We start from the raw sequence: 12,759 nt of genomic DNA, 5'->3' as shown, positions 1-12,759 counted from the left end.
GGTGCTCCCCGTGCGGGAGGATGGGGCTTGTGACTGGAACGACTGGAACGCTCGTGCTCGCAGGGACCCCCATCGGCGACCTGGCGGACGCCCCGCCCCGCCTCGCCGCCGAACTGGAGGCGGCCGACGTCATCGCCGCCGAGGACACCCGCAGGCTCCGCCGGCTGACCCAGGGGCTCGGCGTCCACACCACGGGACGCGTCGTCTCGTACTTCGAGGGCAACGAGTCCGCCCGTACGCCCGAACTCGTCGAGGCGCTGGCCGGCGGGGCCCGGGTGCTGCTGGTCACGGACGCCGGGATGCCGTCCGTCTCCGACCCCGGCTACCGGCTGGTCGCCGCCGCCGTGGAGCAGGACATCAAGGTCACCGCCGTGCCCGGCCCGTCCGCCGTGCTCACCGCGCTGGCCCTGTCCGCGCTGCCGGTGGACCGGTTCTGCTTCGAGGGCTTCCTGCCGCGCAAGGGCGGCGAACGCCTCTCCAAGCTCCGCGAGGTCGCCCGCGAGCCCCGCACGATGGTCTTCTTCGAGGCCCCGCACCGCCTCGACGACACCCTCGCCGCGATGGCCGAGGTGTTCGGCGCGGAGCGGCGGGGCGCCGTGTGCCGCGAGCTGACCAAGACGTACGAGGAGGTCAAGCGCGGTCCGCTGGGCGAGCTCGCCGCCTGGTCGGCCGCCGAGCAGGTACGCGGTGAGATCACCGTCGTCGTCGAGGGCGCGCCCTCGGGCGGGGAGGATCTGGACGCCGGGGAGCTGGTGCGCAGGGTGCGGGTGCGCGAGGAGGCGGGGGAGAGGCGCAAGGAGGCGATCGCCGCCGTCGCCGCCGAGGCCGGCCTGCCCAAACGCGAGGTGTTCGACGCGGTCGTCGCGGCAAAGAACGCTGCTCGGACCGGCCACGCGGACGGCAAAGAACTATCCTGAAGAGCAAAGCGGGAGCCGCGTACCGGCCCTTTTGACCACGACGAGGCCAAAACCGCTCCAATACTCGGCAGGGCCCGGTGCGCTCCCGCCGGAGAAGGCGTCCACTGGAAGGCAGGGCGCATTCTCCGGAGTGCTTGTCCGACGGACAAGAGGAGCAGGCATGAGCGACACCACAGCAACCACCGCGCACGAGGCATACGCCTTCGCCTGCATGAGGTGCGGACACGGGTGGGAACAGGCCTACGAGATAGAGCACCACGTCGACGCGTCCGGCCACGCGTACGTGGTCTACAAGGCGGACGGTGAACGGGTGCCCTCACCCCTCTCCACCCCCACCTGCGCCAACTGCGGCGGGCACGTCGTGCGGATCATGCGGGCCGGGCGGGTCTCCAACATCCAGCGGTTCCTGTACAACCAGAACCGTTCCCAGCCCCCGGCCGGGCCGCTCGTCCCGGAGGAGCCCGCCGAGGAGCCGGTGGCCGCCACCGCAGCCCCGTCCGCAGGCCACCACTGGCACCTGTCCGACCTCCTGCACCCCTTCCGCAAGTGACCCCGTAGGCCGGTGCGCCGCGATCCTCGTACGATCGTGGCCATGAGCCGCACCGAAGCCCCGCCCCTGCCGGAACCCCTCCGGGTGCCGGTCGCCGATTCGCACACCCACCTGGACATGCAGGACGGCACCGTCGAGGAGGGCCTCGCCAGGGCCGCCGCGGTGAACGTGACGACCGTGGTCCAGGTGGGCTGCGACGTGAAGGGGTCCCGCTGGGCCGCGGAGACCGCCGCCGCACACGCCAACGTGCACGCGGCGGTGGCCCTGCACCCCAACGAGGCGCCGCGCATCGTGCACGGGGATCAAGGGGGCACCTCCCAGCCCCCCGGGGCTGGGGGAGGCTGGTCGCGGCAGGGGGCCCGTGAAGGGGGCGGTACGGCCGCGCTGCACGACGCCCTCGCCGAGATCGACGCGCTGGCCGCGCTGCCGCACGTCCGCGGGGTCGGCGAGACGGGCCTCGACTACTTCCGTACGGGCCCCGAGGGCATGGCCGCCCAGGAGGAGTCGTTCCGGGCCCACATCGAGATCGCCAAGCGCCACGGCAAGGCCCTCGTCATCCACGACCGGGAGGCCCACGCGGACGTCCTGCGCATCCTCGCGGACGCGGGGGCGCCCGAACGGACCGTCTTCCACTGCTACTCCGGCGACGCGGACATGGCCCGGCTCTGCGCGGAGGCCGGCTACTTCATGTCGTTCGCCGGCAACATGACCTTCAAGAACGCCCAGCCCCTGCGCGACGCGCTGGCGGTCGCCCCGCTGGAACTGGTCCTGGTCGAGACGGACGCCCCGTTCCTGACCCCGGCGCCGTACCGGGGCCGGCCCAATGCCCCCTACCTGATCCCGGTGACGCTGCGGGCGATGGCGGCGGTGAAGGGCCTGGACGAGGACACGCTGGCCGAGGCGATCGCGGACAACACAGCGAGGGCGTTCGACTACTGAGTGGGAGCGCCCTGCGGGGGCCCGTACGCTTTACAGGTGAGTACGACTGAGCCCGACGCCCTCCTGGGCCCCGCAGACATCCGCGAACTGGCCGACACCCTGGGCGTACGCCCCACCAAGCAGCGCGGCCAGAACTTCGTCATCGACGCCAACACGGTCCGCCGGATCGTGCGCACGGCGCAGGTGCGGCCGGACGACGTGGTGGTCGAGATCGGCCCGGGCCTCGGCTCGCTGACCCTCGCGCTGCTGGAGGTCGCCGACCGGGTCGTCGCCGTCGAGATCGACGACGTACTCGCCGCGGCCCTGCCCTCCACCGTCGCCGCCCGGATGCCCGCCCGCGCCGACCGCTTCGCGCTGGTGCACTCGGACGCCATGCTCGTACGCGAACTGCCGGGCCCGCCGCCCACCGCGCTGGTCGCCAACCTCCCGTACAACGTCGCCGTGCCGGTGCTGCTCACCGTGCTCGACCGCTTCCCGAGCATCGAGCGCACGCTCGTCATGGTGCAGGCGGAGGTCGCCGACCGGCTGGCCGCGCGGCCGGGCAACAAGGTGTACGGCGTGCCGTCGGTGAAGGCGAACTGGTACGCGGACGTCAAGCGCGCCGGGTCCATCGGCCGCAAGGTGTTCTGGCCCGCGCCGAACGTCGACTCCGGGCTCGTCTCGCTGGTGCGCCGCGCGGAACCCGTGGCGACGACCGCGAGCAAGGAAGAGGTCTTCGCGGTCGTCGACGCGGCGTTCGCCCAGCGCCGCAAGACGCTGCGCGCGGCACTCGCCGGGTGGGCCGGTTCCGCGCCGGCCGCCGAGGCCGCCCTGCTCGCGGCGGGCGTCTCGCCGCAGGCGCGCGGGGAGTCCCTGACGGTCGAGGAGTTCGCCGCCGTCGCCGAGAACAAGCCCGCCGCCGACGAGATGGGGAGCGCCCAGTGAGTGTCACCGTGCGGGTCCCCGCCAAGGTCAACGTCCAGCTCGCGGTCGGGGCCGCGCGCCCGGACGGCTTCCACGACCTGGCCAACGTCTTCCTCGCCGTCGGGCTGTACGACGAGGTCACCGTCACCCCCGCCGACAGCCTGCGGATCACCTGCTCCGGGCCGGACGCGGCGCAGGTCCCGCTGGACGCGTCGAACCTGGCGGCCCGGGCGGCGTCCGCGCTGGCCGCGCGCCACGGCATCGCGCCGGACGTGCACATCCACATCGACAAGGACATCCCGGTCGCCGGCGGCATGGCCGGCGGCAGCGCGGACGGCGCCGGCGCCCTGCTGGCCTGCGACGCGCTGTGGGGGACCGGCACCCCGCGCGAGGACCTCCTCGCCCTCTGCGCCGAACTGGGCAGCGACGTGCCGTTCAGCCTGGTCGGCGGCGCCGCGCTCGGCACCGGCCGGGGCGAGCGGCTGACTCAGGTCGCGGTGGGCGGCACCTTCCACTGGGTGTTCGCCGTGGCCGACGGCGGGCTCTCCACACCTGCGGTGTACCGCGAGTTCGACCGGCTGACCGAGGGCACCCGCGTCCCCGAGCCCCTCGCCTCGGACACCCTCCTCGACGCCCTGCGGTCGGGCGACGCGAAGGCCCTGGCCGGCGCCCTGAGCAACGACCTCCAGGCCCCCGCGCTCTCCCTGCGCCCCTCCCTGTCCGCCACGCTGGCGGCGGGCACCGGGGCGGGCGCCCTGGCCGCCCTGGTCTCGGGCTCGGGGCCGACGACCGCGTTCCTCACGGAGGACGAGGCGACGGCCCGGGAGGTGGCCGCCGCCCTCACCGCGTCCGGCACCTGCCGCACGGCCCGCCCGGCGGCCTCCCCGGCCCCGGGGGCGACGGTCGTGTAGGTCCTGTCTGGAGTTCCCGCGACGCCGCGGGGGAACTCCAGACAGGACCTAGGAGCCTCAGCCCACCCGTACCGACTTCTTCGCCAGCTCGTACGCCGGGAGCATCTCGCCGTGCTCGGCCGAGTCCAGGCCGCCGAGGTGGACGACGACCGGGCCCTCGGGCGTCGGGAGGGCGAAGGCGTGGGCGGGGCGGTCCTCGTCCATGAGCTTGCTGTGGAGCGTGTAGGCCACCTCGACCAGCTGCTGCCCGCCACTCGTGACCTCCTTGTACGTGGCCTTCGAGGCGTTCTCGTCCGCCCCTACGAACCCCTTCAGCGCCTCGCGCGGCGTGACCGTCGTGACCTTCGCCTGCCACACCCGCAGGAAGCCGATCTGCCCGGCCGGCTTCGCGTCGATCTCGCAGACCATGGTGACCGGGCCCTGCGTCCCGAGTTCGGCCAGCTCCGAGTCCGGGTCGACCGAGACGGCCTCCGGCTTCCAGTCCTTCGCCAGGTCGAACGTCACCGGCAGCTCGCAGCCCGAGCCGGCGCCCCCGACCGTGCCGCCCTTGGCCGCGGCCTTCGCGGCCGGCGTCCCGGCGGACTTCTCCGCCTTCGCGCCGCCGCCGGAGTCCGAGTCCGACGAGCAGCCGGTCAGCGCGGCCGCGGCCAGCAGCACGGGCACCAGCCCGCGAACCGTACGACGTGTCATGAAAATCCCCACCCCTGAATTCCCCACCCTTGATCGTTGCGCGCAAGGTACACCGGGCCCGTCGGGCGCTCGTACGGAGGTCCGTGCGGCGGCGACTACGCTGAAGGCCAGAGTCTTCCTTCGAGCTGGAGCGTTCGTGGCCGTCAACCTCATCAATGTCGAGCAGGTCAGCAAGGTCTACGGCACCCGCGCCCTTCTCGACGGTGTCTCCCTCGGCGTCTCGGAGGGCGACCGGATCGGTGTCGTCGGCCGCAACGGCGACGGCAAGACGACCCTCATCCGGATGCTCGCCCGGCTGGAGGAGGCGGACACCGGCCGCGTCACACACAGCGGCGGGCTGCGCCTCGGCGTGCTCACCCAGCACGACTCCCTGGACCCCGCGGCCACCATCCGCCACGAGGTCATCGGCGATCTCGCCGACCACGAGTGGGCGGGCAGCGCCAAGATCCGCGACGTCCTCACCGGCCTGTTCGGCGGGCTCGGCCTGCCCGGCTTCGAGAACGGCCTGGACACCGTCATCGCGCCGCTCTCCGGCGGCGAGCGGCGCCGGATCGCCCTCGCCAAGCTGCTCATCGCCGAACAGGACCTGATCGTCCTCGACGAGCCCACCAACCACCTCGACGTCGAGGGCATCTCCTGGCTCGCCGGCCATCTGCGCGCCCGCCGCTCCGCGCTCGTCTGCGTCACCCACGACCGCTGGTTCCTGGACCAGGTCTGCACCCGCATGTGGGACGTCCAGCGCGGCTCGGTCCACGAGTACGAGGGCGGCTACAGCGACTACGTGTTCGCCCGCGCCGAGCGGGAGCGCATCGCCGCGACCGAGGAGACCAAGCGGCAGAACCTGATGCGCAAGGAGCTGGCCTGGCTGCGGCGCGGAGCCCCCGCCCGTACCTCCAAGCCGCGCTACCGCATCGAGGCCGCCAACGAGCTGATCGCGGACGTGCCGCCGCCGCGCGACACCAGCGAGCTGATGAAGTTCGCCAACGCCCGGCTCGGCAAGACCGTCTTCGACCTGGAGGACGTCACCGTCGAGGCGGGCCCCAAGACCCTGCTCACCCACCTGACCTGGCAGCTCGGTCCCGGCGACCGCATCGGCCTGGTCGGGGTCAACGGCGCAGGCAAGACCTCGCTGCTGCGGGCGCTCGCCGAGGCCGCCCGCAGCGAGGGCGAGGTCCAGCCGGCCGCCGGGCGGATCATCGCCGGCAAGACCGTCCGGCTCGCCTACCTCTCCCAGGAGGTCCACGAGCTGGACCCGAAGCTGCGGGTCCTGGAGGCCGTGCAGCAGGTGCGGGACCGGGTGGACCTCGGCAAGGGGCGGGAGATGACCGCCGGACAGCTCTGCGAGCAGTTCGGCTTCACGAAGGAGAAGCAGTGGACGCCGGTCGGCGACCTCTCCGGCGGTGAGCGGCGCCGGCTCCAGATCCTGCGCCTGCTGATGGACGAGCCCAACGTCCTCTTCCTCGACGAGCCGACCAACGACCTCGACATCGAGACCCTGACCCAGCTGGAGGACCTGCTCGACGGCTGGCCCGGCTCCATGATCGTGATCTCCCACGACCGGTTCTTCGTCGAGCGCACCACGGACCGGGTCATGGCCCTGCTCGGCGACAAGTCGCTGCGGATGATGCCGCGCGGCATCGACGAGTACCTGGAGCGCAGGCAGCAGCAGGTGCAGACGGCGGCGCCCGCAGCGGCGGCCCCGGCCACCTCCCAGGCCGCCGCCCCGGCACCGGCGGTCTCCGCGCAGGCGGCCCGCGCGGCCAAGAAGGAGCTCCAGAAGGTCGAACGGCAGCTGGAGAAGATGTCGACCCGCGAGACCACCCTGCACGCGCAGATCGCCGATAACGCCACGGACTTCGAGAAGGTGGCGAAGCTGGACGCCGAGCTGCGCGAACTGGTCGCCGAGCGCGATGTGTTGGAGATGCGCTGGCTCGAACTGGCCGAGGACGCCTGACCGCTGCACCGTTCGCCGTAGCAACGACGCGGCAACGGGTGTGACTGCTGGGGCCTGTGGGGCGGGTGGTAGAAAGAAACCCTGCCCGGTGCGGGGTACGACCGTGCCGCTTCACAGGTGACAACGGAACAGGGGGACGGGCCGATGAGCCAGCCGCCCGGACAGCAGCCGCCGCAGAGCGGGTTCGGAGCACCGTACGACCCGGAAACCGGCACCGGCAGCGGGCCGCACCCGCAGCCGGCCGGCCCGTACGACGCCCCCACCCAGCCACCGGGCCCCTACGGGCAGCCCCAGCCCGGCTACGGCTACCCGCCGCAGGGGTACGGGCAGGCCCAGCCGGGCCCGTACACGCAGCCCGGTCCGTACACGCAGCCGGGCCTGCACCAGATGCCCACCCAGCAGTACGCCGCCCCGCCGCCGGGCGGCCCGCAGGGCGGGGGCGGCCGGTTCCGCGGCAAGGGCGCGAAGATCCTCGGGGCCGTGGTCGCCGTGGCACTCCTCGCCGGCGGCGGGATCTGGTTCGCCACCAGCGGCAGCGGGAGCAACGACAAGCCCCTGTCGGGCCCGACGCACTCCGCGAAGCCCACCGTGGCGCCGTCGCCGACCAAGGGCGGGGCCACCGGGGAGCCGGTGGTCAGCCCGGAGGAGGAGGCGCGGACCATCAACGCCGGCGTGAAGCCCGGCGAGGCGAAGGTCGCCTGGATCCAGAAGGGCGGCATCGACCTGCCGCGCTACGGCGAGGACATGTTCGGCCCCTGGTTCGCCGGGGACACCGTCGCCAGGGCGCTGTTCAAGACGGTCTCCGGCTATTCGGTCGCGGACGGCACCCTGAAGTGGACCCTGCGGCTGCCCACCCGGATGTGCGCGGCCCCCTCGCAGCCCACCGCCGACGGGAAGATCGTCCTCGGGATCAGGCACGACACGACGGAGGGCTCCGACTGCGACACGCTGCAGATGGTCGACGTGAGGACCGGCAAGGCCGGCTGGCGCAAGTCGTTCGTCCGCAAGGGCCTCTGGGACGGTCTCTCCGACCTCGCGATGTCCATCAACGGCGACACCGTCACCGCCGGACGCACCGGCCGCACCGAGGGCTTCCGGGTCAGCGACGGCAAGAAGCTCTTCGGTCAACGCGAGGACCCGTGCCAGCCGTTCGGCCTGGCCAGCGGCCCGGTCGCCATAGCCGCGGTCAGCTGCCACACCGCCGACGACCAGTACAAGGACCAGCGGGTCGAGCGCATCGACCCGGTCACCGGCAAGACCCTGTGGACGTACGGGCTCAAGAAGATCTGGGAGGTCGGGCAGATCTACTCGGTCAGCCCGCTGGTGATCTCGCTCAAACAGTCGGACGACCCGGACAAGTGGGCGGTCCTCGTCCTCAACGCCGACGGCACCTACCGCTCCCAGCTCTCCGGCGGACCGAACGACCTCCAGGTCAGGTGCGACACGGACCTGATGTCGAGCAAGGGGAACCTGGACAACTGCGTGGGCGTGGCCGCCGACGCGAACACGATCTACATGCACACGGGGATCGACACGGTCACCGGCCACGGCAACAAGATCGTCGCGTACGACCTCTCCACCGGCAAGTACCGCTGGTCGGCCGCAGGGCCGGGCGGGCAGACCGCCGTCCCGGTGCGCACGGAGGGCGGCAAGCTGCTGATGTACGTGGCGGCGATGAAGGGGAAGGGCGGCGGGATCGCCACGCTCCCCTCCACCGGCGGCACCCCGCGGTTCGTCCTGCGCCACCCGGTGTCCGGCATCGACCTGGAGCGCGGCTTTTACGAACCGCGCATCACGTACACCGACGGACGCACCTACCTGTCGCGGACGAGGATCTCCGGCGAGAAGGACGGGGACGAAGTGGAGACCCGGTCCATGGCGGTCTTCGAGAACTGACGGACCGGAGCATCACGGCTCCATCACGGCCCGGTCCTCCCTTGGGAACAGGGCTGGACCGAACCGGAAGGCCCCCTTGGGCGGGTGGTACAAAGAAGTCCCGCTCGACTGACGTGACACTGCGGGATCCATGCCCGATTCGCTCCATTCCGTCGTGCTCCGGGGGTCTTGACCGACCCGCGGACCACCGGCGGGACCGCGGGGGAGTCCGGAACGGGCACCGGACCGCACGAAGGGGGACGCGCTGATGACCCAGCCGCCCGGACAGCAACCGCCGCAGGGAGGCTTCGGCGCTCCGCAGGAGCCGCCGCACGGGGTACCGCAGCCGCCCCAGGGCCCGCCGCAGACTCCGCCGCCGCCGGCCGCCCCGCCCCAGGCCCCCGCCGCGCCGCCCACGCAGCCGGGCTACGGCCACCCGCAGCAGCCGGGCCCGTACGGCCAGCAGCCCGGCCCCTACGGCCAGCAGCCCCAGCAGCCCGGCCCCTACGGGCAGCCGCAGGCAGGCCCGTACGGACAGCCGCAGCAGCCGGGACCGTACAACGCGCAGCCGCAGGCCGGTTACGGCTTCCCGCCGCAGCAGTACCCCGGCGCGCCCGTCCCCCCCGGCCCCGGCGGTCCGTCCAAGCGCAAGCCCGCCCTGATCGTCGCCGCCGCGGTCGTCGCGCTCGCGCTCATCGGCGGCGGCGTCTGGTTCGCGACCAGCGGGGGCGACGACGGTGACGACAAGCCGGTCGCCAAGAAGAGCGAGCAGGTGACGAAGCCGTCCGTCTCCCCCTCCGTGGACGACGGCGACGGCAACGGCACCGGGCGGGAGGACGACGACCTCAACAGCGGCCGCAAGGACGGCGAGGCCAAGGTCCTCTGGCTGCAGAAGAACGACGTCGACCTGCCGCGCAACGGTGCGGAGGTGTACGGGCCCTGGATCGTCGGCGACACGATCGTCAAGGGCATGTACCGCACGGTCTCCGGCTACTCGGTGGCCGACGGCACGCAGAAGTGGACGCTGAAGCTGCCGGCGGACATCTGCTCCGCGCCCGAGCAGACCACCGCGGACGGCAAGATCGTCATCGCGGTCAAGAACGGCACCACCGACAAGGCCGACTGCTCCGCGCTCCAGCAGATCGACCTCAACACCGGTAAGGCGGGGTGGAAGAAGGAGGTCAAGAAGAGCGGCCTCTTCGACATGATGTCGGACCTCTCCATGGCCATCAGCGGCGACACCGTGACGGCCGGCCGCACCGGTGCCGCCAACGCCTTCCGGGTGAGCGACGGCAAGGAGGTGTTCGGCAAGCGGTCCGGCACCTGCCAGCCGTTCGCGTTCGCCGGCGGCGCCAAGCTGATCGCCGCGGTCAGCTGCCGTACGAGTGACGTCAACAACCCGCAGCACGAGATCGAGGAGCTGGACCCGAAGACCGGCAAGGCCAAGTGGACCTACAAGCCCGCCCGCGGCTGGGAGGTCGAGAAGGTCTATTCGGTGAACCCGCTCATCGTCTCCCTCACCAAGGGCAGCACCAGCGACGACAAGAAGTGGAGCATCATCACGCTCCGCGAGAACGGCACGCTGCGCTCCCAGATGCACAGTGACAAGGGCGACAAGTTCGCCCCGGACTGCGGCGGCGGCTTCACCATCTTCGGCCAGCGGCTCCAGGGCTGCACCGGGGTCGCGGCCGACGCCAACACCTTCTACATGGCGACGCAGGACGACACCAGCGGCTCCGCCCGCACCAACAAGGTCGTCGCGTTCAACCTGAACACCGGCAAGACGAAGTGGAAGGCGAACGCCCCCGCCGAGCAGACCATGAAGCCGCTCGGCATGGAGGGCGGCAACATCCTGCTCTACATCGACGGCGGCTACAGCAAGGGCGGCGCCATCGCCACCCTCTCCCCGGCCGGCGGCAGCCCGAAGACGGTGCTCCAGCACCCGGACTCCACCTCGGCGATCGAGCGCTCCTTCTACAACCCGAAGATCCAGTACGTGGACGGGCGTTCGTTCATCACGAGCGGGCGGGTCAGCGCGAGCAACGACAAGGAAGAGCTGGAGACGAAGACCATGATGGTCTTCGGCGACTGACGGCTCACCCCACCCGCACCAACCCGACCGCCCCCCTTCCCCGAGGTACGCAACGCCATGACCCAGCCGCCCCAGCAGCCGCCCAACGATCCGCCCCAGGGCGGCTTCGGTGCGCCGCAGGACCCGCCCCCCGGCGGTTTCGGCGCCCCGCAGGACCCGCCCCCCGGCGGTTTCGGCGCCCCGACCCCGCCGCCGCCCCCCGGCCCGCCCCAGCAGCAGCCGGGCTACGGCTACCCGCAGGCGCAGCCGCCCACCCAGCCGGGCTACGGCTTCCCGCAGCAGGGCCAGCCGGGCCAGCAGCAGCCGTACGGCTACCCGACCGCCCCCATGCAGACGGCCCCGTACCCGCCCCAGCAGGGCGGGAACGGGCAGAAGAAGAAGTTCTCCACCCAGGCGCAGATCATCGTCGCCGCCGTGGTCGCCGTCGCACTGATCGTCGGCGGCGGAATCTGGTACGCCTCCAAGGACGGTGACGGCAAGAAGGACGAGGCGGGCTCCTCCGCCGGCACCACGGGCGAGAACAAGGGCGGCAACGGCGGCGGCGAGGACGGCGGCAAGGACGGCGGCTCCACCGGAGGCGGCAGCAAGGAGAAGGCCCCGGCCGACGTCGAGTCGACCGTCGGCTTCCAGCTCCCGCAGCCCAAGGTCACCGACGTCACCACCGTCTCCGGCTCCTGGGTCACCGACAAGGCGTACGTGAAGACGGGCGTCAACGAGATCATCGGCTACGACCTGGACAAGGGCACCAAGCTCTGGTCGATCCCGCTGGAGGGCCAGGTCTGCGCCGCCTCCGCCCACATGAGCAAGGACTTCAAGACCGCGATCGCCTTCGAGGAGGGCAAGCGGACGAAGGCCAAGAAGTACCAGAGCTGCAACCGGGTCGGCGCGCTCGACCTGGCCACCGGCAAGCTCATCTGGAGCAAGCAGGTCACCGCGTCCAGCAGCGGTGACAACGCCGTCCGGTTCGACGAGGTCACCCTCAGCGGCAACACCGTCGCCGCCGGCGGCAACGACGGCGGCGCCGCCTTCAAGCTCGACACCGGCGCCGAGCTCTGGAAGCCGAAGGCCTCCACCGACGGCTGCTACGACAGGGGCTACGGCGGCGGCGAGGCCCTCGCCGTGGTCCGCAGGTGCGGTGCGTACGACGACCCGCAGCTCATCATCCAGGCGCTGAACCCGACGACGGGCGCCCCGATCTCCTCGTACAAGATGCCCGCCGGTGTCGACTACGCGAGCATCGTCTCCACCAAGCCGCTCGTCGTCGCCGCCGACGTCGGCGACACCGCCGGTGACGGCAGTGGCATCTCGGACTTCTTCTCGATCGACGAGGCCACCGGCAAGCTGAAGATCCGCATCTCCGCCGACGCGGAGAAGTACGCGGCAAACTGCCGCTCCACCAAGGTCGAGAGCTGCCAGCACCTCGCCGTCGGCAACAACCGCATCTACCTGCCGACCGAGGAGCACGAAGGCACCGGCGAAAGCTTCAGCCGGACCAACGAGATCGTCTCCTTCGACCTCACCACCGGCAAGCAGACCGGCGACCGGGCCGACGCGGGCGAGGAGTTCACGATGTTCCCGCTGCGCATGGACGGCGGCAACATCATCGCGTACCGCGAACCCCCGTACGACAAGGGCGGTGAGGTCGTCTCCATCGACGGCAGCACCTTCAAGCAGACGGTCCTCATGCGCAACCCGGCCGACGAGGCCATCCGGGACGCGGAGACCAGCTTCTCCTCCGACTACGCGGAATTCCGGTACGAGCAGGGCCACTTCTTCATCTCCGAGACGATGATCAGCGCGCCGCGCAAGAGCTCGTTCGACGACAAGGAGTACCTGGTGGTGTCCTTCCACACCAGCTGAGTGCGGATACGCGTGTGGGGGTGGAACCGGCCGGTTCCACCCCCACACGCGTATCCGGCCGTGTAACT

10 protein-coding genes are annotated in these 12,759 nt (G+C 71.7%); 9 read left to right on the top strand and 1 reads right to left on the bottom strand.

Annotated features, from left to right (window positions below; genetic code table 11):
* The first annotated feature begins 20 nt into the window (after positions 1–20).
* From rsmI to OG242_RS12380, 5 genes are all read left to right on the top strand, one after another.
* Positions 21–917 (top strand): 16S rRNA (cytidine(1402)-2'-O)-methyltransferase, encoded by an 897-nt coding sequence (gene rsmI, locus OG242_RS12400; protein WP_405898214.1) that lies wholly within the window; start codon positions 21–23, stop codon positions 915–917.
* Positions 918–1,077: 160 nt separating this feature from the next.
* A complete protein-coding gene (locus tag OG242_RS12395) occupies positions 1,078–1,467 on the top strand; it encodes a hypothetical protein (RefSeq protein ID WP_405898213.1) in 390 nt (129 codons plus the stop codon).
* 42 nt (positions 1,468–1,509) lie between these two features.
* Positions 1,510–2,406, top strand: coding sequence for a TatD family hydrolase (locus OG242_RS12390; RefSeq protein WP_405898212.1), 897 nt, complete (start codon positions 1,510–1,512; stop codon positions 2,404–2,406).
* A 36-nt stretch (positions 2,407–2,442) separates the two neighbouring features.
* Positions 2,443–3,330 (top strand): 16S rRNA (adenine(1518)-N(6)/adenine(1519)-N(6))-dimethyltransferase RsmA, encoded by an 888-nt coding sequence (rsmA, locus tag OG242_RS12385; RefSeq protein ID WP_405898211.1) that lies wholly within the window; start codon positions 2,443–2,445, stop codon positions 3,328–3,330.
* Complete coding sequence (locus OG242_RS12380) at positions 3,327–4,220, top strand: 4-(cytidine 5'-diphospho)-2-C-methyl-D-erythritol kinase (protein ID WP_405898210.1); 894 nt, start codon at positions 3,327–3,329, stop codon at positions 4,218–4,220. Before rsmA ends, OG242_RS12380 begins: the two co-directional genes overlap by 4 nt.
* A 57-nt stretch (positions 4,221–4,277) precedes the next feature.
* On the opposite strand, the gene OG242_RS12375 is transcribed toward OG242_RS12380, so the two are convergent.
* On the bottom strand, positions 4,278–4,910 hold the full coding sequence (locus OG242_RS12375) for a lipoprotein (RefSeq protein ID WP_405898209.1): 633 nt from the start codon (positions 4,908–4,910) through the stop codon (positions 4,278–4,280).
* Positions 4,911–5,046: 136 nt separating this feature from the next.
* Here OG242_RS12375 and OG242_RS12370 point away from each other — a divergent pair, with 136 nt between their 5' ends.
* From OG242_RS12370 to OG242_RS12355, 4 genes are all read left to right on the top strand, one after another.
* The gene (locus tag OG242_RS12370; protein WP_405898208.1) at positions 5,047–6,864 is read left to right on the top strand and encodes an ABC-F family ATP-binding cassette domain-containing protein; all 1,818 of its coding nucleotides are present in this window, start codon (positions 5,047–5,049) and stop codon (positions 6,862–6,864) included.
* A gap of 144 nt (positions 6,865–7,008) precedes the next feature.
* Positions 7,009–8,760, top strand: coding sequence for a PQQ-binding-like beta-propeller repeat protein (locus OG242_RS12365; RefSeq protein WP_405898207.1), 1,752 nt, complete (start codon positions 7,009–7,011; stop codon positions 8,758–8,760).
* Positions 8,761–9,007: 247 nt separating this feature from the next.
* The gene (locus OG242_RS12360) at positions 9,008–10,831 is read left to right on the top strand and encodes a PQQ-binding-like beta-propeller repeat protein (protein WP_405898206.1); all 1,824 of its coding nucleotides are present in this window, start codon (positions 9,008–9,010) and stop codon (positions 10,829–10,831) included.
* 57 nt (positions 10,832–10,888) lie between these two features.
* Positions 10,889–12,691 carry a PQQ-binding-like beta-propeller repeat protein gene (locus OG242_RS12355; protein WP_405898205.1) on the top strand — a complete coding sequence of 601 codons (1,803 nt, stop codon included), beginning with the start codon at positions 10,889–10,891 and terminating at the stop codon, positions 12,689–12,691.
* The last annotated feature ends 68 nt before the right edge of the window (positions 12,692–12,759 follow it).

The organism is Streptomyces sp. NBC_00727 (assembly GCF_045161745.1).
Classification (GTDB): domain Bacteria; phylum Actinomycetota; class Actinomycetes; order Streptomycetales; family Streptomycetaceae; genus Streptomyces.
Note: the sequence above shows the minus strand (reverse complement) of the source record. Positions and strands in the feature narration are given on the sequence as shown.

What these genes read in the sequence shown, in the direction of transcription:
- rsmI (WP_405898214.1), top strand. Translation starts at nt 21, where the DNA reads ATGGGGCTTGTGACTGGAACGACTGGAACGCTCGTGCTCGCAGGGACC.
- OG242_RS12395 (WP_405898213.1), top strand. Translation starts at nt 1,078, where the DNA reads ATGAGCGACACCACAGCAACCACCGCGCACGAGGCATACGCCTTCGCC.
- OG242_RS12390 (WP_405898212.1), top strand. Translation starts at nt 1,510, where the DNA reads ATGAGCCGCACCGAAGCCCCGCCCCTGCCGGAACCCCTCCGGGTGCCG.
- OG242_RS12375 (WP_405898209.1), bottom strand. Translation starts at nt 4,910, where the DNA reads ATGACACGTCGTACGGTTCGCGGGCTGGTGCCCGTGCTGCTGGCCGCG.
- OG242_RS12365 (WP_405898207.1), top strand. Translation starts at nt 7,009, where the DNA reads ATGAGCCAGCCGCCCGGACAGCAGCCGCCGCAGAGCGGGTTCGGAGCA.
- OG242_RS12360 (WP_405898206.1), top strand. Translation starts at nt 9,008, where the DNA reads ATGACCCAGCCGCCCGGACAGCAACCGCCGCAGGGAGGCTTCGGCGCT.
- OG242_RS12355 (WP_405898205.1), top strand. Translation starts at nt 10,889, where the DNA reads ATGACCCAGCCGCCCCAGCAGCCGCCCAACGATCCGCCCCAGGGCGGC.